Origin of the sequence: Morganella morganii, assembly GCF_019242955.1 — a bacterium.
Classification (GTDB): Bacteria; Pseudomonadota; Gammaproteobacteria; order Enterobacterales; family Enterobacteriaceae; genus Morganella; species Morganella sibonii.
The window spans coordinates 184425-207429 of the sequence record NZ_CP066129.1; the positions used below are offsets into that span (position 1 = coordinate 184425).

The 23005-nt window shown below is 50.9% G+C and carries 20 protein-coding genes; 11 read left to right on the forward strand and 9 right to left on the reverse strand.

All coding sequences use genetic code 11. The annotated features are described in order from the left end of the window. Nucleotides 1–2: 2 nt before the first annotated feature. Entirely contained in the window at nt 3–773 is a 771-nt protein-coding gene (phoU, locus tag JC793_RS00800) for a phosphate signaling complex protein PhoU (protein WP_107679949.1), read from the forward strand. A gap of 123 nt (nt 774–896) precedes the next feature. After that, nucleotides 897–1148, forward strand: coding sequence for a zinc-ribbon domain-containing protein (locus tag JC793_RS00805; protein ID WP_247717296.1), 252 nt, complete (start codon nt 897–899; stop codon nt 1146–1148). Nucleotides 1149–1180: 32 nt separating this feature from the next. Here the strand turns inward: JC793_RS00805 and JC793_RS00810 are convergent, their stop codons facing one another. The 5 genes from JC793_RS00810 to JC793_RS00830 form a co-directional block, all read right to left on the reverse strand. Then, a complete protein-coding gene (locus JC793_RS00810; RefSeq protein WP_247717297.1) occupies nt 1181–1762 on the reverse strand; it encodes a fimbrial biogenesis chaperone in 582 nt (193 codons plus the stop codon). A gap of 124 nt (nt 1763–1886) precedes the next feature. Further along, a complete protein-coding gene (locus JC793_RS00815; RefSeq protein WP_218427173.1) occupies nt 1887–2966 on the reverse strand; it encodes a fimbrial protein in 1080 nt (359 codons plus the stop codon). 9 nt (nt 2967–2975) lie between these two features. Further along, on the reverse strand, nt 2976–5486 hold the full coding sequence (locus tag JC793_RS00820; protein WP_218427175.1) for a fimbria/pilus outer membrane usher protein: 2511 nt from the start codon (nt 5484–5486) through the stop codon (nt 2976–2978). A 14-nt stretch (nt 5487–5500) separates the two neighbouring features. Next, nucleotides 5501–6193 (reverse strand): fimbrial biogenesis chaperone, encoded by a 693-nt coding sequence (locus tag JC793_RS00825; RefSeq protein WP_218427176.1) that lies wholly within the window; start codon nt 6191–6193, stop codon nt 5501–5503. Nucleotides 6194–6248: 55 nt separating this feature from the next. Continuing rightward, the gene (locus tag JC793_RS00830) at nt 6249–6836 is read right to left on the reverse strand and encodes a fimbrial protein (protein ID WP_046895012.1); all 588 of its coding nucleotides are present in this window, start codon (nt 6834–6836) and stop codon (nt 6249–6251) included. A gap of 631 nt (nt 6837–7467) precedes the next feature. Between JC793_RS00830 and JC793_RS00835 the strand changes: the two genes are divergently transcribed. From JC793_RS00835 to JC793_RS00850, 4 genes are all read left to right on the forward strand, one after another. Beyond that, nucleotides 7468–8301: an ABC transporter substrate-binding protein gene (locus JC793_RS00835; protein WP_046895011.1), complete on the forward strand. Its 834-nt coding sequence runs from the start codon at nt 7468–7470 to the stop codon at nt 8299–8301. Nucleotides 8302–8378: 77 nt separating this feature from the next. Beyond that, nucleotides 8379–9116, forward strand: coding sequence for an amino acid ABC transporter permease (locus JC793_RS00840; protein WP_218427178.1), 738 nt, complete (start codon nt 8379–8381; stop codon nt 9114–9116). Nucleotide 9117: 1 nt separating this feature from the next. Further along, nucleotides 9118–9891 (forward strand): amino acid ABC transporter permease, encoded by a 774-nt coding sequence (locus JC793_RS00845; protein ID WP_218427180.1) that lies wholly within the window; start codon nt 9118–9120, stop codon nt 9889–9891. Between the two features lie 129 nt (nt 9892–10020). After that, nucleotides 10021–11355 carry an NCS2 family permease gene (locus JC793_RS00850; protein ID WP_046895008.1) on the forward strand — a complete coding sequence of 445 codons (1335 nt, stop codon included), beginning with the start codon at nt 10021–10023 and terminating at the stop codon, nt 11353–11355. A gap of 73 nt (nt 11356–11428) precedes the next feature. Here JC793_RS00850 and JC793_RS00855 read toward each other — a convergent pair whose 3' ends face one another. Beyond that, nucleotides 11429–12901 carry a glycosyltransferase family 39 protein gene (locus JC793_RS00855; RefSeq protein WP_218427181.1) on the reverse strand — a complete coding sequence of 491 codons (1473 nt, stop codon included), beginning with the start codon at nt 12899–12901 and terminating at the stop codon, nt 11429–11431. 216 nt (nt 12902–13117) lie between these two features. On the opposite strand from JC793_RS00855, the gene yihI reads away from it, so the two are divergent. The 3 genes from yihI (at nt 13118) to hemN (ending at nt 15672) form a co-directional block, all read left to right on the forward strand. After that, a complete protein-coding gene (yihI, locus tag JC793_RS00860) occupies nt 13118–13621 on the forward strand; it encodes a Der GTPase-activating protein YihI (protein WP_166706830.1) in 504 nt (167 codons plus the stop codon). A 263-nt stretch (nt 13622–13884) separates the two neighbouring features. Next, nucleotides 13885–14163, forward strand: a complete 279-nt coding sequence (locus JC793_RS00865) for a SemiSWEET family transporter (RefSeq protein WP_046895005.1) — start codon at nt 13885–13887, stop codon at nt 14161–14163. A gap of 138 nt (nt 14164–14301) precedes the next feature. Further along, on the forward strand, nt 14302–15672 hold the full coding sequence (hemN, locus tag JC793_RS00870; protein WP_166706831.1) for an oxygen-independent coproporphyrinogen III oxidase: 1371 nt from the start codon (nt 14302–14304) through the stop codon (nt 15670–15672). On the opposite strand, the gene glnG is transcribed toward hemN, so the two are convergent. The 3 genes from glnG to glnA all read right to left on the reverse strand — a co-directional run bounded on the left by glnG (nt 15669) and on the right by glnA (nt 19755). After that, on the reverse strand, nt 15669–17123 hold the full coding sequence (glnG, locus tag JC793_RS00875) for a nitrogen regulation protein NR(I) (protein WP_218427183.1): 1455 nt from the start codon (nt 17121–17123) through the stop codon (nt 15669–15671). The two genes, hemN and glnG, sit on opposite strands and share 4 nt — an antisense overlap. Before the next feature lie 18 nt (nt 17124–17141). Next, nucleotides 17142–18191, reverse strand: a complete 1050-nt coding sequence (gene glnL / locus JC793_RS00880) for a nitrogen regulation protein NR(II) (RefSeq protein WP_046895002.1) — start codon at nt 18189–18191, stop codon at nt 17142–17144. Nucleotides 18192–18345: 154 nt separating this feature from the next. Beyond that, a complete protein-coding gene (gene glnA, locus JC793_RS00885) occupies nt 18346–19755 on the reverse strand; it encodes a glutamate--ammonia ligase (RefSeq protein ID WP_107679900.1) in 1410 nt (469 codons plus the stop codon). A gap of 562 nt (nt 19756–20317) precedes the next feature. On the opposite strand from glnA, the gene typA reads away from it, so the two are divergent. Further along, a complete protein-coding gene (gene typA / locus JC793_RS00890) occupies nt 20318–22138 on the forward strand; it encodes a ribosome-dependent GTPase TypA (RefSeq protein ID WP_107679901.1) in 1821 nt (606 codons plus the stop codon). A gap of 221 nt (nt 22139–22359) precedes the next feature. Beyond that, nucleotides 22360–22977 (forward strand): glucose-1-phosphatase, encoded by a 618-nt coding sequence (yihX, locus tag JC793_RS00895; protein WP_046891890.1) that lies wholly within the window; start codon nt 22360–22362, stop codon nt 22975–22977. Nucleotides 22978–23005 lie beyond the last annotated feature (28 nt).

The following is a 23005-nucleotide window of genomic DNA, read 5'->3' on the forward strand; positions in this document are numbered from 1 at the left end:
TCATGGAAAATCTGAATCACAATAAACATATTTCCGGGCAGTTTAATGCTGAATTAGAGCATATCCGCACAGAAATGATGACGATGGGCGGGCTGGTGGAAGAGCAGCTCAGCAAAGCGATCACCGCCATGCATAACCAGGATGAAGACCTGGCGCGTGAAGTTATCGCCGGTGACAAGCAGGTCAATATCATGGAAGTGATGATTGATGAGGCCTGCGTCCGTATTATTGCCAAGCGGCAGCCGACGGCGAGTGATCTTCGCCTGATTATGGCAATTTCAAAGACAATCGCCGAACTTGAGCGCATTGGCGATGTGGGTGATAAAATTGCCAAAACCGCACTGGAAAAATTCTCACAACAGCATCAGCCGCTGCTGGTCAGCCTTGAATCCCTTGGCCGTCACGCGATTCAGATGCTGCATGATGTCCTGGATGCTTTTGCGCGTATGGATATTCAGGAAGCTATCCGTATCTACCGCGAAGACCAGAAAGTCGATCAGGAATATGAGGGGATTGTCCGTCAGCTGATGACTTATATGATGGAAGATCCGCGCACTATCCCGAGTGTCCTGACCGCACTGTTCTGCGCCCGCTCTATCGAACGTATCGGTGACCGTTGCCAGAATATCTGTGAATTTATCTTCTACTATGTGAAGGGACAGGATTTCCGTCATGTGAAAGGGGATGATGTGGAACGCATCCTGCTCGGTGAGCATGTGATTGAAGTTTCCGCACACAGTAACAGCGGTGAAAAAGGGGATGATCCGGCGTAACGGGGCGGCTTCTCCGGCGATATTGTCTGTTTTTGTAAAAGTACCCGTTTTGATTTGACCCTGGAGTTAACTCCGGGGTTTATACTTTTTAAAACAGACAAAACAGTGTTTCCGGAGGTGTATATGATGAGTTTATTCAACCGGTTTTTTAATGGCGGCTCCGGTTCCGGTCACGGAAACCGCGGCGGCGGTGGTCATGGCAGCAAACACGGTAATACCGGTTACAACAAGCATGGCCGTGACAATAATGGTTACCCGGAGCAGATCAGCAGGGAAGCACCGCAGAATATCAGCGGATATTGTCAGAAGTGCGGCACCGGCTATCCGCCGGACAGCCGTTTCTGCGGCCGGTGCGGGAATACACTCAATCCGTAAGGCAAATGCCGGTCATCACCTGACCGGCATTTTCAATTCAGCGTTTTCTCTGTCCGCGTATTGTGCCCTTTATCATTAATACTGATCAGTGTGACAGACTCTCCCGCAGATAAATGCCCTGCATATGCCACTCGGTTCTCTGAGTAAGGGGCCAGCATCACGGTGCTGATATGTGACGGTGTATTATCTCCGCCGGAAACGAGTGCGGATAATGTGAAATAGTAAGGTGACGGATTTTTCAGAATCAGCGTCTCTCCTGACAGAGAAACAGAAATTTGTTCAGGGACGTCCTCCGGCGGCAGCGGCAGGTCATCCGGCCGGTAAAACAGCTTTATCCGCGTCCGCAGGGCAAATTGCAGAGTATTGCCGGTGGCGGCGGTTTTCGCCGGAATATCCACTACATTGAGATAAAAAACAGATTCCCGGTCATGGGGCAGGCTGTTCTCCGTAATCCGGATTTTCAGCTGCTGCCCGCCACCTCCGGCGATCCGCGTCACCGGCGGCACCACCATAAACGGCGCGCCGGTCGTTTCCGGTGAGGAATTGATATCCCCCTCATCTGCCCAGCTCTGTACCAGTGATGGTATTTCTCCGCTGTTGGTCAGTTGGATCACAGTATTATCCTGATTTCCCGGAAAAATGACCCGGGTTGTATTAATCATCACTCCCGCATATCCCGCCGGAATACACATAAGCATGATAATAAAAACAGCTGTCCGCATAGTGTCCTCCGGCGGTTCAGTTGTAGGAGAAGACCAGGGTCGCGGAACTGCTCATTTTTCCCTGTGTCACCGTACCCGGACTGTAGGGATAGTAATATGCACCGAGATCGACAGAGAAAGCCGGTGAAACCGCACTGCCTTTGGCGGCAGTGAAAATACTGGTGGCGCTGCCCTGAGCATTGGCACTGTCAGAAAATTGTACCGGGCTGCTGAGGTTATTGGCTTTTACCACCCGGAAGCCGACACCGCCCGCACCGCCGGAAACGGTATTGGTCAGCACGGTTTTATCGGACGGCTGTAAATTTGACGACGACAGGAACATGGCAATATCCCGGGACGCGGTGTTACCCGGGAGGAGGCCGCCACAGGTAAAATTCAGGCGGAACGGGGTATATCCGGCTTTATCCGTGGTTTTAACGGCATTGATACTCATCAGCGGCAGATTGACGGTCAGCCCGGCGTTGGTAAAAGTACAGGTGGTCACCGGCGGATTGTAGGTAATCTGCACCGGCTGCAAAAACATATCATTCGGGTCAGCCGGCCATTGCAGTGTCAGTAAAAACTGCAGAATCTTACTGACAAGCGCGGCCAGCCAGCCGACCAGCCCCAGCGTGGTGGCATCAGAGGCAAAAATGACGGGTGTAATCGTCACTGTGTCACCCGGGACTTTAGTGTAGTTACCGGTTGGTGTAGTGACGAGATCAAAACGCAATGTGAAACCGGTATTGAGTTCTGTCCCGTTGTGAGTACCTGCCGCCAGGCCGGAAACACTCTTTTTTGTCTGAGCCGTCAGGGTGATATTGACGAGTTGTGCACCGTTATTAAATCCGATTGTCGCTGTCCGGCCATTAAAAGGGGAGTCGATTCCGATGGTATTCGGAAACAGCACCACTGCTGTCGTACAGGTAAACTGGCCGCTGAAGTTGGTCTGAGATACTTTCGATACCGGTGTGGTGGCGCCTGTCAGATCAGTGGAAATATCCAGCATTACGGCCGGTGCTGTCTGGGTGGATGTTACCGAACAGGTGGCATAAGCCGCCCTGCTGCTTATCACTGTCAGGAATAAAAGTAATACAGCGGCGGAGGTTTTCATCATTGTTTCCTTTTACCGGCAGATATTGTGGTTTTTATCCGGCGTCACCACCGGATTGCGGATAACACACTGCTGTTTCCCGTCCGCCGTCAGTTTTATGAGCAGCGAGGACGGCAACTGCCCGCTTTTCAGATAGAGCAGCCCGGACTGTCCGACATACCCCAGTGACTGATGCTGCGCGTCAGTTACCTCTGTACCGAACGGCAGTGTGCCGCCGTTTTCCCGTGCCGCCCGCAGAATGAAGGTCTGCCGCGGATCGGTTTCCATGCGGATATAACTGACCGCGCCTTTATACGGGCTGATCTGGCCGATATTACCGGTCACTTCGGCACCGGAGCTTTTTTCTGTGTCTGACAGCGTGTATGAATTAGTGCGGTAAGGGACGGATTGTGTCATCAGCACCACACCATCACTGTTTGTCAGTGACGCTTTATCCGAATTCACCATCCGGTTACCGGCCTGCGGGGCATCAATAATGGTATAGGTATTGCCGGTGTCACCGGACATGGCAATATGGCCCGGGATCGCGACGATAGTGCCTTTCGCCCCGGCTCCCGCCTGACGGTAATCACTGCCCTCACTGAATGAGCCGGACAACGTGCTGTACGGGTTGCGGTAATTGAGGTTCGCGCCCGCCATGTTGTTGCCGCCGTTCTGATTTGAGCCGGTCAGCGTGTAGTTGACCAGGTCATCTTTACCGGCAGTACCGCTCAGGCTGACTGTTGTTTGCTGATAACGGGAATCGGTGGCGTAAATACCGCTGCTGAGTGATGCACTTTTGCCGAAAACAGAAACCGGCACGCTGACATTCAGGTAAAACCGGGTTTCATTTTTATCATCGAAATTACGTGTCCGTGATGCGGACACGGTATAGCTGATATCGTTATAACTGTTTGAATATCCGAGCTGATATTCGCGGTTGCTGCCACCGGAATTCCAGTAATCCCGGTGGGTACCGGAGATATAAATGACCCCCCGGTTTTCCCCCAGATACTGATTTAAATTCACGGTGAACGTATTTTTAGCCCGTGCACCACGCATGGCATCCAGTGTCATCAGATCCGGTATCTGCCGCGGCGTGTTATCCGGAGTATTTTCCTGTGCATCGCGGTAAGCATCCCAGGCCCGGTAATTATCCTGCTGATAGACAGCATCCGTGAAACTGTAAAAATTCCCGGTGGAGTAGCGGTATGTCGCCAGCGTCAGGTTTGTGGATGTGGTGCTGACAAACTTACTGTATGCGATACGGTAGCTCTGGCCGCTTTTCCGGCCGGTTTTAAAGTCCGCATTTGCCTGAGTGACATCCACGGAAAGCGCGCCGAACGGCAGGTTCCAGGCACTGCCCGCCAGAACGGAACGGTAATCTTTTCCGGCAATCCCGCCGGTGTAGAGCGTTACGGTATTATTCAGCCCGTAACGGAATTCTCCCTGAATAAACTCCGGGCGGTAATGTGTATTATCCAGCCGCGCCTGACCGGCGGTCAGACTGTAATTATAAATCCCCTCTTTCAGCATATCGGGTACCGCGGAGAAGGGGACGGTAAATGATTCTTTCCGGCCGTCTGCTTCCTGAATCACGACAGAAAAATCACCGCTGCCGCCGGTCGGCTGAATATCACGGAACATAAACTCACCCGGCGGCACATTTTCCTGAAAAATAAGATTACCGTTCTGGTAAATACTGACGAGAGCATTAGTCCGGGCAACACCCCGGATGATCGGCGCGAATCCCTGGCCGGACGGCGGCAGCATATTCATATCCGTGGCCAGTGATACCCCTCTGAATTTAAAGCTGCCGAACAGAGAAGGGGGGGGATAAAAATCCCCCAGCGTCAGCGCAGATAAAATACGGCTGAGCGGACGATAAAGGTAACGGCTGTTATTTTTCCAGCCCTTATGTCCGCCGGAATAAGCGGAGTAAACGGATTCATCACGAAATTGCCAGACACCGAGGTTCAGCCCGGTATTTACCGTGGCAAAAAAGCTGTCGTTGTTTTGTTTGTTATTCTTTTTTTGTCTGGCGTTATAGTAATTGGCGTTATAGCCGAGAATAAAGGCGGGTTGTCCGTGATCCCATAATTCCGGATCGATATAACCGGCATCGGCTGTTTTTACCCCGATTTGCGGAACGGACAGATCTAACCGTAATGTACTTTTATTCAGGTGGTAAGTCAGCCCGGATGTCAGAGTATCTGCCGGAACCGGCTGTTTCTCTGCGGATAATTTTTTTGCATCATCAGAAAGGTTCAGCCCGAGCTTATTAATATCTTCCGGCTGAAAATTCAGGGTATTATTGTGTTCTCCCACCTCAACGGTGAACTGGCCTTTCCAGGTATTATTGACATAAACATCCATCAGCTGTTTGCCGGACGGCAGTGTATTTTCCTGATATAAACGTGAAATATCCCCTTTGGCGGACTCTCCGGCCAGCAGGGTGGTATCGAATTCTTCCGTAACGCCTTCGCGGGGATAACTCCATAATCCGGCAATAATAAGAATCGGCAGGCAATGTTGTGTTTTCACGTTATTATCGTCCGTCAGAAAGTAATATTCTTCGGCTTATACACACCGTAATCATCCACATAGGTTACTGAGGCATTACGGGCCGGGAGTGTATTTTTCAGAGGCAATTGTTTTTCAGAAAAGGGCGGGATCATTTCGGATGCCGCCAGCCATGTGCGGCTGCTGTCATTGGCATTGATTGCCGCAATAGTAAAATGGTACGGGGAGTTATTGGTGACGGATAAATGATCACCTTTAAGCTGCCACTGAATATTATCAATGACGGTTTCCGGGTTTGCGGTCAGCCCGGCAGGGCGGTAAAACAGCTTTATCCGTGACCGCAGGGCTACCTGCAGCACACTTTTTCCTTTGGCATTGGCGGGTGTGGCCGGAATATCCAGCACACTGAGATAAAAGACACTTTCCCGGTCATCCGGCAGTTTTTCATTATTTTTCTTTATTTTAAGCTGCTGTCCCTGCATTCCGTCTATTTTGACAATCGGCGGATAAACATAAAACGGGGAATTGCTGTTTTCCGGTGTTGCATTAATATCACCGTCATCAGTCCAGCTCTGGGCTAATGATGATGTCTGACTGTTGTTATTCAGCTGAACAGTAATGCTGTCATTTTCTTCATGGTAAATAAGCCGCGTACCGTTAATCACGATATTTGCAGCGGCATTACCGGACAAAATAAGCATTATCAGGAAAAAGAATCGGCGTTTCATTATATTCACCCGTAAACAGTCAGGCTTTTTGACAAGCCTGACTGTCTGACAATGGTTATAAATAAGAGACTGTATAAATCACGTTGGAATGTACAGGCCCGACTTTTGCAGGAGATGTATTGGTTTTGTAATAACTGGCAATTAATGTCACCTGATCCGATGCCGGTGCCGTTTTATCGCCCTTCACTCCGGTGTCATACGCCGCATTCAGTGAGAGTGCCACTGACGGTGCGGTTGTTGACGATAAACTGAACCCGACATTTTTCGCGACAGCCGGGTCCCCTTCATTAACAGTATCGTTAATCAGGTAATTCCCGGTTGACGATATATTATTGGGGGATGCGAAATGTATTTTCAGGTTACTTCCGGGCGGGACTGACGCGGGTGCACAATCAGAGAACGTCATGGTAAATGCTTTCTGATTTTTGGTAATGACGGTATTTGCCGTCACTCCGGCATCCGTTACGGTAATCGGATCTAATAATACGGCGAAGTCGGCGCTGTTGCCTCCGTTAATAGTACATGTAGTATCACTGATAGCACCTGTGATGTTAATAATACCGCCTGCTGCTGTTATTGCAGACGCGGAGCCTGAAAAAAGAGCGGCAGAAACTACTGCTGTAATAAGCGTTTTCTTTAACATGGTTAACTCCGGTAAAAATAAGATACCAGACTGACAAAAATAAGCGTCTATTTTTGCGGTTTTTCATTTAAAGAGACTATGTGGATTAGTCTCTTTAAATCTAGAATCACCAGGTATATTTACCAGTGCTTAATTTTGTATTTTACAGATATGTGATTATTATCAAATTTTATAAATTTTTATTTTCATAGTTTGTCATTTTCATGAAATGTAGTATTCATTTTTTATTTTGATAGTGTCTTGTGTTTAAATGTGAAAATTACAAAATATAGTTGTTTTTTAAATGGTTATTCATGAATAATTTTCCTGTGTCATTAATTTTAATTAACGACTGCACAGCTTGTTAAGTGTTTCTTATCGTGATTCGGGAATATTTCCGCCGGGAAAATAAGGTGTTATTTTATTTCAGTGAATAATCATAAATAATGTAATTAGTTTTTTTGATAAAAATAGATGAATTAAAGATAATGGCTTGTTATTGCAAAAGCAGCACCTGTTCTTATGTTCATCTTAGAACAATAAGTTATGGAATTATTCTTTCTTAGTATTTCAGGAACTAAGCAGGAGTTGATAGCGTGAGAGTGTGATTTACACAAATTGACGTTTTCCGTGACTGATTCCAGGGGTGTGTATGAAACCGACATTATTTGTTCCGGCTCTGCTTGCCGGTTTAGCGTTAGTAAGTGGTACCGCACAGGCGGATAAGCTTGATGATATTCAGAAAGCCGGTGTGATCCGTATTTCGGTTTTTGACAGCAACCCGCCGTTCGGATTTATCGATCCGCAGACCAAAAAACTGGCCGGTTATGATGTGGATATTGCGCAGGCTGTCGCGGATGACCTGGGTGTTAAACTGGAGCTGCGCCCGACCAACCCGGCAAACCGTATTCCGCTGCTGGTTTCCGGCAAAGTGGATTTAATCGGGGCGAACTTCACGATTACGGATGAGCGCGCCAAACAGGTGGATTTCTCCATTCCTGATTTTCAGACCGGACAGAAATTTATCGCCCGCAAAGGTGTGCTGAAAACGCCGGAAGATGTGGCCAAACTGCGCATCGGTGCGGATAAAGGCACCGTTCAGGAAGTAACGCTGCGCGAGAAATATCCGGGCACCAAAGTGATTTCTTATGATGACACCCCGCTGGCTTTTGCGGCGCTGCGCAATGGTAACGTCGATGCCATTACCCAGGATGATGCCAAGCTGGTCGGGTTACTGGGCAATCTGCCGGAGTCAGTAAAAGCGGAATTTGAACTCTCACCGTTCAGCCTGACCCGTGAATACCAGGCACTGGCAGCACCAAAAGGGGAAACCCGTCTGGTTGAGGCTGTGAATAAAACCCTGCTGAAACTCGAAAGCGACGGCAAATCACAGCAGATTTATAACCAGTGGTTTGGTCCGGGTACCAAAGCGGAACAACCACGCGGTGAATTTAAGTTTGCACCGCTGGCTGACCAGCCGAAGTAATGTGATTGTATTATCTGATTCAGGCCTCACTCCGGTGAGGCTTCCTGCATTTCTGCGGTAACAGACGGGATTAGCGGATGTTTGAGCAATTTATAAGTACACACTTACTTGCGCCGGAATATCTGGAATGGCTGGGGCAGGGGTTTGTTATCACCCTGCTAATCGCATTCTGGACAATCCTTGCGGCCACGCTGCTCGGTTTTCTGCTGGTGGCAGGACGGGACAGCCGGTTTGCACCGACCCGCTGGTTAGTCAGTGCTTACACCAGTGTATTCCGTAACACGCCGCTGCTGGTACAGCTGTTTTTCTGGTATTTCGCCTCGGGGGAAATTCTGCCGCAGGCGCTGAAAATCTGGCTGAATACGCCGCATGAGATTGAACTGGCCGGGCTGACACTCGCCTGGCCGTCATTTGAATTTATCGCCGGATGGTTCGGGCTGACGCTCTACTCCGCACCGTTTATTGCGGAAGAACTGCGGGCGGGCATTGCCGGTACCGGGCGTCAGCAGAAATCAGCGGCACTGGCGCTCGGGCTGACACCGTGGCAGTCCATGCGGTATGTGGTGCTGCCGCAGGCGGTCAGAATCGCCATGCCGCCGCTGCTCGGCCAATATATGAATGTGGTGAAAAATTCGTCCCTGACCATGGCGATCGGCGTGGCTGAGCTCTCTTACGCCTCGCGTCAGGTAGAAAGTCAGTCCTTACAAACTTTTGAAGCTTTCGGTGTCGCGACGATCCTCTATATCGCCATTATCGCTGTGATGGAAGCATTCGGACAGTGGCGGACACAGCGGGCACTGGCACGGGGGTATTAAGATGGATTTTTCTGTAATTCGTGATAACTGGGAATATCTGCTGTTCGGCACTTTTCCTGACGGACCGCTGGAAGGTGCGGCACTGACGCTGGTGATCAGCCTGATTGCCGGGGCCATTTCCGTGGTGCTGGGGACTATCGGCGGGGTGATGCTGGCGATGCTGCGCGGCTGGTGGGTGAACCTGTTTGCCGCATTTCTCGGTTTTTTCCGCGCTATTCCCATCATTATGCTGATATTTTGGGTTTATTTCCTGCTGCCTATCGCGTTCGGTGTGGATGTGCCGGAAATCACCACGGTGGTCTGTGCGCTGGCGCTGGTCACCTCGGCCTATATCGCCCACGGCGTGAAAGCGGGGATTCTGGCGATCGGCAAAGGACAGTGGCAGGCGGGTATGTCTCTCGGCTTCAGCCGGTGGGAAGTGCTGTGGCATATTGTGTTACCGCAGGCACTGCGGATGATGATCCCGTCCTTTATTAATCAGTGGATTGCGCTGATTAAAGACACCTCGCTGGCCTATATTGTCGGTGTGGGGGAACTGTCGTTTCTTGCGACTCAGGTCAATAACCGCAGTATGGTGTATCCGACAGAGATTTTCCTGTTTGTCGCCTTTATCTATTTTGTGATGTGCTCCGGGCTGGAACTGGGCGCAAATGCCCTGATGCGCCGTTATTCATTACAGCTGCAGCCCCGTCAGTCATGGCTCGCCCGTCTGTTTGGCCGCGGCAGGGAGAAACCGGTACAGTTGTCAGAGAAACCGGCTGCCTGTACATCATAAGTTTGATCAGTGACAATCCCGGTACAGTTAATGGCCGGGATTTTCCCGCAATGAAACGCAAACGTTTTCTTTTTGAAAATGATGCGGTAGGATAAGCCGAAAAAAACAAATTTCCGGGACTCCTTATTCATGACTACTCCGACTTCCGGCACTGATCCTCATCAGGGCCTGCTCCAGCGCGTGTTTAAATTACAGGAACACGGCACAACTGTCCGCACAGAAATTATTGCCGGGCTGACCACGTTCCTCACCATGGTGTATATCATCTTTGTAAACCCGCAAATCCTCTCGTTCGCCGGGATGGATATCAAAGCGGTGTTTGTCACCACCTGTCTGATTGCGGCCATCGGCAGTATCGGGATGGGGTTATTTGCTAACCTGCCGGTGGCGGTTGCGCCGGCGATGGGGCTGAATGCCTTTTTCGCCTTTGTGGTGGTGGGTGCAATGCACTACTCCTGGGAAGTGGCGATGGGCGCGATTTTCTGGGGGGCGGTCGGGCTGTTTATCCTGACCCTGCTGCGCATCCGTTACTGGCTGATTGCGCATATCCCGCTGGGTCTGCGGGTGGGGATCACCAGCGGTATCGGGCTGTTTATCGCCATGATGGGGCTGAAAAACGCCGGTATTATTGTGCCGAACGCGGATACGCTGGTGACTATCGGTAAGTTTACCGATCACGGTGTGGTGCTGGGCGCACTGGGCTTCTTTATTATCGCCATTCTGGCTGCCCGTAATATCCACGCGGCTGTACTGGTGTCAATCGTGGTGACCACCTCCATCGGGCTTTTCCTCGGCGATGTCACCTATAAGGGCATATTTGATGTGCCGCCGGGAATTACCTCTGTGGTCGGCCATGTGGATATCATGGGCGCGCTGGATTTATCCCTCGCCGGGATTATCTTCTCGTTTATGCTGGTGAACCTGTTTGACTCCTCCGGTACGCTGATCGGTGTGACAGACAAAGCCGGGCTGGCGGATGAGAAAGGCCGTTTCCCGAACATGAAAAAAGCGCTGTATGTGGACAGTATCAGCTCCGTCGCCGGCTCTGCGATGGGGACATCCTCCGTGACCGCATTTATTGAAAGTACTTCCGGGGTTTCTGTCGGCGGACGTACCGGTCTGACCGCCATTGTGGTTGGTCTGCTGTTCCTCGCGGCAATCTTTATTTCGCCGCTGGCAGCGATGGTTCCTGCTTACGCGACTGCCGGGGCGCTGATTTATGTCGGCGTGCTGATGACCTCCAGCCTGGTGCGTGTGAACTGGAATGATCTGACCGAATCGGTTCCGGCGTTTGTGACCGCTGTGATGATGCCGTTCAGTTTCTCTATCACTGAAGGGATTGCATTAGGGTTTATCGCTTACTGCGCCATGAAGCTGGGCACCGGCCGCTGGCGTGAGCTGAACCTGTGTGTAGTGGTGGTATCACTGCTGTTTATTCTGAAGATGGTATTTGTGGACGCCTGATTCAGGCCGTCAGTCAGATGTGAAAAAACCGCGCGGTGTGAAGTGATACCGGCGCGGTTTTTTTGTCTCTGTTTTAGCGGGCGGGATACACAATTCCCAGACAGACGGCTTCTTCTTTTGTGCCGGGCTGTGACTGATATATGACCTGTTTCCGCTTCGTGATAACCAGATCCGGCCAGTCTTCCAGCGCGCCGGTAAACGGCTCATCCGCGCAGGTGCGGTTCGCTTTGCCGATCAGCAGGGCACCGTCCCGGCGGATATTCTCACGGGTGACATGCAGGTTATAAATATTGGTTGCCCGGTAGGTATGGCCAAACTCATTGATCCACGGCTGGATAGTTTCCGGCTGGTGATTACCGTAAAAGGTCAGCCACTCATGCAGGTATTCCCCGCCGGTATATTTCAGCGGTTTTCCGGTTTCCTGCTCCCACCAGGTTTCCGCCTCCGCAGTAAAGGTTTTCAGCCCGATATTTTTCTGTCCGGCATCGCGGATATTGAGACTCATCACTGCGGCATAGCCTGCGATAACGATAACCGCAAAGGCTATCAGCCCGTTCATCACGTTTTTCAGCGGTTTTACCGGCGGTGTTACCACCGAGCAGATCAGCGCGGGGATGCTGAGCAGGACAAAAGGCTGTAACCACTCGGTAATGCGTCCGCCTTTATGGAAGGTGAACCAGATATAAATTACGGCGAGCGGTGCCAGAATCATAATATTGATAAGCCGTTTTGCCTGTTCTTTTGGCCAGCTGAAACGGCCGCCTTTAAGACGGATAATGACGGCAATAATGATCAGCGGATAAAAAACCGTGAACAGTGAACCGGTGGTTTTCAGGGTTAAACCGGTTTTAATTTGTGAATCGACCCATTTAAAGGCGGCAAAATCATTGTTAACCAGCCAGATAACATTCGGAATGACCAGAGCAAACCAGAGGGCGATAGCGGCATAAAACCAGGGCGAGCGGTAACTTTCCCGCGCTTTCGGTACAAACAGCGTGAAGAGAAAGACCATACCGACCAGCGCCAGGGTGGAATATTTGCCCATGGTGGCAAGCCCCGACGTCAGTGCAAAACCCATCCACCAGGCGGGATTGTCATAAACGGCACGGACAAAAAAGTACAGCACCCATGGCCAGAAGGTGACCAGGATATAGTTATCATTATAAGGAATTAAATCAAAATTAATGATCCCCGACAGATTCAGTGACAGCAGTGCCAGCCAGGCAAAATCAGTACGCTGCGTGAGGCGGTGTGTCAGATACCACACGCCGCCCATACCGATACCGATGCCGGTAAAATGGATGAAATACCAGTAGAAATCGGCGGCAATCAGATCAGGGAAGGCGATGACCGGATACATCAGCATGCCGACCAGCCACGGATTTTTCGGCGCACCCCATTCACCGGTTTTTCCCCAGTTGAGGGCTTCTACTGCATCATACGGTACTGTCGGATCGAATCTGTAACTGATAATAATCCAGAGCGTGACATAAGCTGCGACCCAAAACCAGACGGGGCGGTGTGACGTTTGTTGTGAAAAGTGCATAATTCTATATCTTGGTTAAAATAATAGCTGTGTTCATTATTCACCCGGAGGCGAAATGATAGATCGTTTTGACGGAAATCAGGGTAAACTAGCCGCCAGCGAATCACTGTCATAGCTGCGGGTAACCCGGAAGCCGTGAATATAGTTTTGTACTGTTCATTTACGTGGTAAATGTTAACACAAATTAATCAGTTAATTTTTAAGCGAGTAAGGTATATGGCCGCTATTTCAAAAAAACCATCCCGGTCACGGACACCCAAAAAAAGCCGTGAGGAGCTCAACGCGGAAGGCCGTGAACGTAAACGGCAGAAAAAGCACCGCGGTAATCCGTCCGGTGCCCGTCAGCAGGATGATGCCCGCAAGACCGGCCGTGGTACGGATAATGCGGTTGCTGATCCGCGTATCGGCAGTAAAAAACCGGTTCCGCTGATTGCTGAAGGCAGAACCTCTGTCAAACCGGCGGTAAAAAAACCGGCTGAGCCGCTCAAAGCCGGATTGTCTCCGGAAGATGAGCTGGTAAAACTCGAGAACGACGAGCGTCTCGATGCATTACTGCAGCGCCTTGAGAACAATGAAACCCTGACCGCAGAAGAAAATACTTACGTCGATACTATGCTTGAACGTATCGATGCGCTGATGGAAAAACTCGGTATTTCTCTTGATGAAGATGATGATGAAGAGAAAACCGACGACATCATGCAACTGCTGAAAGGGCGCTGATCTTCCGTTATTCCGCTGAAACCGGCGGTACTGCATTAAAACCGGCGTAACAGGCGACTGTTATGCCGGTTTTCTTATATTCAGCCTACGTGTTTGCCGTGTTATCTGCCTTAATAGCGGATTAAATACCGGCATTAAGGTGGTTATCTGCAATATCAGTGCGTTTTTTCTGTGACGGCACGGGCAGATATATTATTGAAAATAATAAATAATTCTGAAGAATAATGCAAAGTTATGCTGATACGGTTCTCCGGGAGATTCCAATGAGTAATACACAACGTCAGCCGCATGATCACAGCCGCTTTATCCGCTGCCTTGGCTGGGTGGCAACCTTTACAGCATTCTGCATGTATGTCTCGTATATTCCTCAGATAATGGACAATCTGGCGGGGCATAAAACATCCCCGTTACAGCCGCTGGCTGCCGCATTTAACTGTACACTCTGGGTGATTTACGGCATTAAAGTGAAAGATCTGCCGGTGGCGGTCGCCAATGCGCCCGGTGTTCTGTTCGGATTAGCGGCGATGCTGACTGCTCTGTAGTTATGTCACCGGCACCGGATTGTCTGTCTGTGGTGTGATCATATTAATCGGGCGGCAGATCCGATAAACTGTGCGGCACACTAAACCGTCAGAGAACGGAAACATATTAATTCTGCAAAGGTGAGCAAAGGGGAGAGCATGTCTGACGCGATCATCTGGGATCTGGCATTGATCCGGAAATATAACTATTCCGGTCCGCGATACACGTCGTATCCGACTGCACTGGAATTTAATCAGCAGTACAGTGACAGTGATTTTATCGCCTCGGCACACCGCTATCCGCAGCGTCCGTTGTCGTTATATGTGCATATCCCGTTCTGCCATAAATTATGCTATTTCTGCGGCTGTAATAAATTAGTCACCCGGCAGAAGCATAAGGCGGATGAATATCTGGCTGTGCTGGAGAAAGAGATCGCCGCCCGTGCCCCGTTATTTGCCGGACGCGAAGTGCATCAGATGCACTGGGGCGGCGGCACGCCGACCTATCTCGATAAAGCGCAGATCAGCCGTCTGACCGGTATGCTGCGCAAACATTTTGATTTTGCGGCGGATGCCGAGCTTTCCATTGAAATTGATCCGCGTGAAATAGAACTGGATGTTATCGACCATCTGCGGGCGGAAGGATTTAACCGCCTGAGTATGGGTGTGCAGGATTTTAATAAAGAAGTACAGCGCCTGGTCAACCGCGAGCAGGATGAAGCCACGATTTTTGCCCTGGTGGAGCGTGCCCGTGAAACCGGGTTTGAATCCGTCAGTATCGACCTGATATACGGTCTGCCGAAACAGACCCCGGAAAGCTTTGCGTTTACCCTGAAACGGGTGGCGGAACTGTCACCGGATCGCCTGAGTGTCTTTAACTATGCCCATCTGCCGAACCTGTTTGCCGCCCAGCGGAAAATCAAAGATGAAGACCTGCCATCCGCAGAGCAGAAACTGACGATTTTACAGCAGACAATTGAAAACCTGACCGGCAGCGGCTATCAGTTTATCGGGATGGATCACTTTGCCAAACCGGATGATGAACTGGCTATCGCTCAGAATAACGGTATTCTGCACCGCAATTTCCAGGGGTATACCACCCATGAAGAGTGTGATTTGCTGGGCTTTGGCGTCTCTGCGATCAGCATGCTGGGTGATCACTATGCCCAGAACCAGAAAGACCTGAAAACCTGGTATGCACAGGTGGAAGAACGCGGCAACGGGTTGTGCCGCGGGCTGGTGCTGACGGAAGAGGATTGCCTGCGCCGTGATGTGATTAAGGCGCTGATCTGTAATTTCCGCCTGGATTATGCGCAGATTGAAAAACAGTACAACCTGAATTTTAAAACCCATTTCACCGAAGATCTGCAATTATTACAGCCGATGGCCGATGACGGGCTGGTTGAGATCCGCGACGATGCTCTGGTGGTCACGCCGCGCGGACGTCTGCTTATCCGTAATATCTGTATGTGTTTTGATACTTACCTGCGTAACCAGATGCGGCAGCGTCAGTTCTCCCGCGTGATTTAATCTGCTTCCGGGGTTGATGCGGTGTCATCAATCCCGGCCTCTTTCAGTTTCCGTGTCAGTGTATTACGCCCCCAGCCCAGCAGACGGGCGGCATCCTGTTTGTGTCCGTTGCTGTAATTCAGTGCGCACTGCAACAGGGTGCGTTCAAACAGCGGCAGGGCATCCGCCAGCAAATCTGTTTTTCCGGTCTGTAACTGTGCATCCGCCCACTGTGCCAGCTGTTTATCCCAGCTGCCGGCAGCCGGGTCATAACTGTTTTCATAACGGATTTGTTCTCCGGCAGCGGTCATTGTCAGGTCAGCAGGCAGATCCTGCGGCAGCACTTCCTGAGTGGCGGACATCACAGTCAGCCAGCGGCAGACGTTTTCCAGCTGGCGGACGTTACCGGACCACCGCAGCTGCATCAGTAATTTTTCCGTATCCGGATGCAGTGTTTTCGCCTCAGTTCCCAGCTCTTTTGCTGTTTTTTGCAGAAAATGACGTGTCAGGCGCGGAATATCCCCCGGCCGTTCCCGCAGCGGCGGTAACTGTATGCGGATAACATTCAGGCGGTGAAACAGATCTTCGCGGAATTTACCTTCTGTTACCAGCCGTTCCAGATCCTGGTGAGTCGCGGCAATAATCCGGACATCCACTTTCACCGGAGCGTAACCACCAACGCGGTAAAACTGGCCTTCCGCCAGCACGCGCAGCAGCCGGGTCTGAATATCGAGCGGCATATCACCGATTTCATCGAGAAACAGCGAGCCGCCGTCAGCCTGCTCAAAACGCCCCTGACGTACCTGTAAGGCGCCGGTAAACGCCCCTTTTTCATGGCCGAAGAGTTCTGACTCAATCAGGTCTTTCGGGATCGCTGCCATATTGAGCGCAATAAACGGCGCGTCCGCGCGCGGGCTGTGATGGTGCAGAGCGTGAGCCACCAACTCTTTCCCGGTCCCGGATTCACCGTTAATCAGCACACTGATGGAGGAGCGGGATAACCGGCCTATTACCCGGTACACTTCCTGCATTGCCGGGGATTCCCCGATAATACCGGAAACCGGATCAGCAGTGACTTCCTGCCGCACCGGCAGATGCTGTTCCCGGTAATGTTCCAGAGCACGGGCGACCAGCGTAACGGCATCATCAATATCAAAGGGTTTCGGCAGATAATCAAACGCGCCCTGCTGGTATGCATTCACCGCGGCATCCAGGTCGGAATGGGCGGTCATGATAATCACCGGCAGCAGGGGGTTATGCTGTTTGACAGCCGCCAGCAGGGACAATCCGTCCATGCCCGGCATCCGGATATCGGAGATCAGTACGTCCGGCTGCCCGCTGTTCAGCGCCGCCAGGGCATTTTCAGCACTGTCAAAACAGATACAGTTATAACCGGCGCTGTTCAGTGCACGTTCAAGCACCCAGCGGATCGCGCTGTCATCATCAACGACCCAGATTTTTCCCGGCTGCATATGACCTCCTCAACAGGCTTACTGACGGATTGGCAGATAAAGTGAAAATAAGGTGTGACCCGGCCAGCTGCTGAATTCAATTTTGCCGTTATGCTGATCGATCAGATTACGGGCAATGGATAAACCCAGCCCGGAGCCGCCTTCACGGCCGCTGACCATCGGGTAAAACAGGGTATCCAGGATATGCGGCGGAATTCCCGGGCCGTTGTCTTCAATATCAATTCTGGCTGCCAGCCGGTAGCGCTCGCCGTGCAGCATCACCTGGAATGCAGTGCGGGTACGCAGAATAATCGTGCCCCCTGAGGCGTGCAGGGCTTCCAGGGCATTACGCATAATATTGAGGATAACCTGTTCGATCTGGTCGGGATAATGCGATAACTCCGGCAAACTGGGATCATAATCTTTGACCAGCGTGATATTGTCCGGCTTTTCCAGGTTGATAAGCTGAAAGACCCGCTCCGCCACATGGTGAATGCTCTGCATACTTTTCCGGCCCGGATGCTGGGGACCAAGAAGGCGATCAACCAGCGCCCGCAGGCGATCAGCCTGTTCGATAATAACCTGTGTGTATTCCTGAAGTGACGGGTCCGGTAACGCACGGGATAACAGCTGTGCGGCACCGCGCAGCCCGCCGAGCGGATTTTTGATTTCGTGAGCGAGTCCGCGCACCAGATCACGGGCAGCAGCCTGTTGCGCCTGCTGTAACTGTTCCTGGGTAATGCGCCGGTGGCTGTCGAGGGGGGTCAGTTCCAGCAGAATAAAATTCCCGGATACCGGCTGTGCACTCAGGGACAGTGCATGCATCTGATTATTCACCACCAGGGTCACATCGTTGTCAGTAAAACTGTGGCCTTCTGCCAGTGCGGACTGAAAGGCGGCGGTATCGAGGGAAAGGTAACTGTATAAAATAGGGAGCGGTGTGCCGGTGAGTTTACGGGCACTCTGGGCGAATAACTGCATGGCCGACTGATTGGCGTAGCGGATAATCAGATCATTATCCAGCAGCAGGACACAGTTAATCAGTGAATCAAGGAGTTGTTCCGCCTGCGGTCTGTTATCCGGGTTCATCGTCATCCACCTCTTTGCACCAATTTGGTGCATTGTAGCGTATTTACCCCGCAGGAGAAAAGGACCCGCCCAACGGCGGGTCAAGTGCTTCACGGCAACAAAATAAACCGGAGCCTGTCACTCTGAGTGCCGCCAAACGGCGGCACAATCAGAATCACACGCTGTAATACATATCAAATTCAACCGGATGCGGAGTCATATTCAGGCGCTGAACATCAGCACGCAGCAGGTCGATATAGGTGTTAATCGCATCTTCGGTAAACACACCGCCACGGGTTAAGAATTCGTGGTCAGCTGCCAGCGCATCCAGTGCATCACCGAGAGACGGTGCGACTGTCGGGATTTCTTTCGCTTCTTCCGGCGGCAGGTCATACAGGTTTTTGTCCATTGCATCACCCGGATGAATTTTATTGATGATGCCATCCAGACCGGCCATCAGCTGTGCGGCAAAGGCCAGGTACGGGTTAGCTGCCGGGTCCGGGAAGCGGACTTCAATACGGCGGGCTTTCGCGCTGGACACAATCGGAATACGGATTGAGGCCGAGCGGTTACGCGCGGAGTATGCCAGCATCACCGGTGCTTCATAGCCCGGCACCAGACGCTTATAAGAGTTGGTGGTCGGGTTGGTAAAGGCATTCAGGGCACGGGCGTGTTTGATGATCCCGCCGATGTAATAGAGCGCCATTTCTGACAGACCGGCATATTTATCCCCGGAGAACAGGTTAACGCCGTCTTTTGACAGAGACATATGGCAGTGCATACCGGAGCCGTTATCACCGATCAGCGGTTTTGGCATAAAGGTTGCGGTTTTACCGTAGCGGTGCGCCACATTCTGCACCACGTATTTGTACATCTGGGTTTCGTCCGCTTTCAGTGTCATGGTATTGAAGCGGGTGGCAATTTCGTTCTGGCCGGCAGTACCGACTTCATGGTGATGCGCTTCAACAACCAGGCCCATCTCTTCCATAACCAGGCACATTTCAGAACGCAGATCCTGTGAGGAATCGACCGGCGGCAGCGGGAAGTAACCGCCTTTCACACGCGGACGGTGGCCCTTGTTGCCTTCCGGATAGACAGTACCGGTGTTCCAGGCTGCTTCGATATCATTGATATGATAGTAAGCGCCGGAGATATCAGCACCGAAACGGATGTCATCGAACAGGAAAAACTCAGGTTCAGGCCCGAACAGGACGGTATCCGCAATACCGCTGGTGCGCAGGAAATCTTCGGCACGTTTGGCGATAGAGCGCGGGTCGCGGTCATAACCCTGCATGGTGTTCGGCTCTAACACATCACAGCGCAGAACCAGGGTCGGGACTTCAAAGAACGGGTCGATCAGGGCAGATTCCGCAATCGGCATCAGTACCATGTCGGATTCGTTGATGCCTTTCCAGCCGGCCATTGAGGAACCGTCAAACATTTTTCCGTCTTCGAAGAAATCTTCATCTACCTGATGAGCAGGGATCGATACATGCTGTTCCTTGCCTTTGGTATCGGTAAAGCGTAAGTCCACGAATTTAACGTTGTGCTCTTCCATCATGGTCAATACATGTTCAACAGACATATTCAGATCTCCTGGTTTGGGATGTTCCGTCAATCCTCTGGTGGTCACCCGGAGGGACACTGATTGCGGTTCTCACATTGCTTGATAAATATAAAGCGAAAAGCGTGCCAACTTTTTTAAAAGGGGGTAAACCGCGTTACAGCAGCGTATTACTCAAATAAGGATAGCGGAAATGTCGTAAATTGCACCATATTGGTGCGTTTCTGATTCTGTCTGTGAGATGCTGGTGCACCAATGTGGTGCAATCAGGACGGCCCTCTTGTTTCCCGGCCGCAAACGCAAAAAAAGTATCTCTTTTATCCTGAATAGGTTTATGATATGCCCCTCTGAATTCGTCGCTGAGCGTGGTATGCGCCGCTGATTTTGTAAAAAAATGGCAGGATGGATTTTATCTCTATGTTTTATAATCATTTATTTTTTAAGTGAGATGTATCACACTTCTTTCACTTGCCTCAGAGAACGTGTAAAATACCACCAAACATCTACACCATAGATGGGCGTTGTTGAAAAGAATGCTATCTGTGACGTAATTCCCATCCATTAACGAAAACGGTACAAGTCTTTGTCTATCGAGAAATTAAGAAATATTGCCATCATCGCTCACGTTGACCATGGCAAGACCACGCTGGTCGATAAATTATTACAGCAGTCCGGTACGTTTGATGAGCGTTCAAAACCGGAAGAGCGTGTAATGGACTCCGGCGATCTGGAAAGAGAGCGCGGCATTACTATTCTGGCAAAAAATACCGCGATTACGTGGAACGACTATCACATCAACATCGTTGACACCCCGGGGCACGCCGATTTCGGTGGTGAAGTAGAACGTGTGATGTCCATGGTTGACAGCGTACTGCTGCTGGTGGATGCGATGGACGGTCCTATGCCGCAGACCCGCTTTGTAACGCAGAAAGCGTTTGCAAACGGCCTGAAACCAATCGTTGTTATCAACAAAATTGACCGTCCGGGCGCACGTCCTGACTGGGTTATCGACCAGGTGTTTGACCTGTTTGACAACCTCGGTGCAACTGACGAGCAGCTCGACTTCCCGATCATTTACGCATCTGCGCTGAATGGTATTGCGGGTACCGATTATAACGATATGGCGGATGACATGACCCCGCTGTACGAAGCTATCGTGAAATATGTTGAGCCGCCTCAGGTTGACCTCGACGGCCCGTTCCAGATGCAGATCTCCCAGCTCGATTACAACAACTATTTAGGTGTTATCGGGATTGGCCGCATCAAGCGCGGTAAAGTCAAACCAAACCAGCAGGTAACGATTATTGATGCGGAAGGTAAAACCCGTAACGCTAAAATCGGTAAAGTGCTGAGCCATTTAGGTCTGGATCGTATTGAATCTGAAATCGCGGAAGCCGGTGATATCATCGCACTGACCGGTCTGGGCGAACTGAATATCTCCGATACTATCTGTGACACCGGTTGTGTTGAGGCATTAACACCACTGGCCGTTGATGAACCAACCGTCAGCATGTATTTCTGCGTTAACACCTCTCCGTTCTGCGGTAAAGAAGGGAAATATGTGACTTCCCGTCAGATCCTTGACCGCCTGAAGAAAGAACTGGTTCACAACGTGGCACTGCGCGTTGAAGAAACTGAAGACCCGGATGCATTCCGTGTATCAGGCCGTGGTGAGCTGCACTTATCTGTTCTGATCGAAAACATGCGCCGTGAAGGTTTTGAGCTGGCGGTATCCCGTCCGCGCGTTATCTTCCGTACTATCGATGGCCGTAAACAAGAGCCGTTCGAGCAGGTGACTCTGGATATCGAAGAGCAGCATCAGGGTGATGTCATGCGCGCACTCGGTGAGCGTAAAGGCGAACTGAGTAACATGATGCCGGATGGCAAAGGCCGCGTACGTCTGGATTACAGTATCCCTAGCCGTGGTCTGATCGGTTTCCGTACTGAATTCATGACCATGACTTCCGGTACCGGTTTACTGTATGCCACATTCAGTCACTATGATGATGTGAAACAGGGTGAAATCGGCCGCCGTCAGAACGGTGTGATGATTTCCAACGGTCAGGGTAAAGCAGTTGCTTATGCACTGTACAGCCTGCAGGATCGCGGTAAGCTGTTTGTCGGTCACGGTACAGAAGTGTATGAAGGCCAGCTGATCGGTATTCACTCACGTTCAAACGACCTGACAGTTAACTGCCTGACCGGTAAGAAACTGACCAACATGCGTGCGTCCGGTACAGATGAAGCGACCACACTGACTCCGTTTATCGAGAAAACCCTGGAACAGGCGTTAGAATTTATCGATGACGACGAATTAGTGGAAGTTACGCCGAAGTCTATCCGTCTGCGTAAACGCCACCTGACTGAAAACGACCGCAAACGCGCACACCGCAGCAAAGATTAATCTCTGCCGGTTGTTTTGATTCATGCCACTCAGGGCGCCTCCGGGCGCCCTGAGCTTTTTCTGTCTGCCGTTACATACAGGTTACAGGCTGATAACCGTGCGGAAATATGGGCGGGGATCGCAGTCCCGGATATTTTTTCTCACCGAAAACGGTTTTCACTCTGTTCAGGAAGAGAGTCTGCGGGTAGAGTAAAAATAATTCATCAACCCGGAGGGATGGTATGCTTTATATCTTTGACATGGGTAATGTCATTATTGATATTGATTTTAAACGTGTTTTATCAGTCTGGAGTAATCTGAGCGGCAAGCCGCTGTCTGAACTGAGCAGTGATTTTATTCACGGCGAAACCTTTAAACAGCATGAATGCGGCAAAATTTCCGATGTTGAATTTGCCGAAGCCATTAATGATGAGCTGGGAATGTCGCTGAGTTTCGATGAGTTTGCCGAAGGCTGGCAGGCCATCTTTATTTCTGTCCGCCCTGATGTGATTGATATCATGAACAGGCTGCGTGAGCAGGGACACCGCGTGGTGGTACTCTCTAACACTAATCGTCTGCATCAGGATTACTGGCCGCAGCACTATCCGGAAATCGCCGCTTCCGCCGATTTTCTGTATCTTTCCCAGGATCTGGGGCTGCGCAAGCCGGACCCGGATATTTATCAGTATGTGCTTGAAACCGAAGAGTTTGAACCGCAGGATGTCGTGTTCTTCGATGATGTCCGTGAGAACGTGGATGCGGCAACCGAACTCGGTATCAAAGGCGTGCTTGTTACTGATCGCGATACTGTCTCCCGTTATTTTGCAGAATATGATTTTTCCGCAGAAGTGACTGAATAATTCAGATTTGATTGTTTTTTAAACGGAT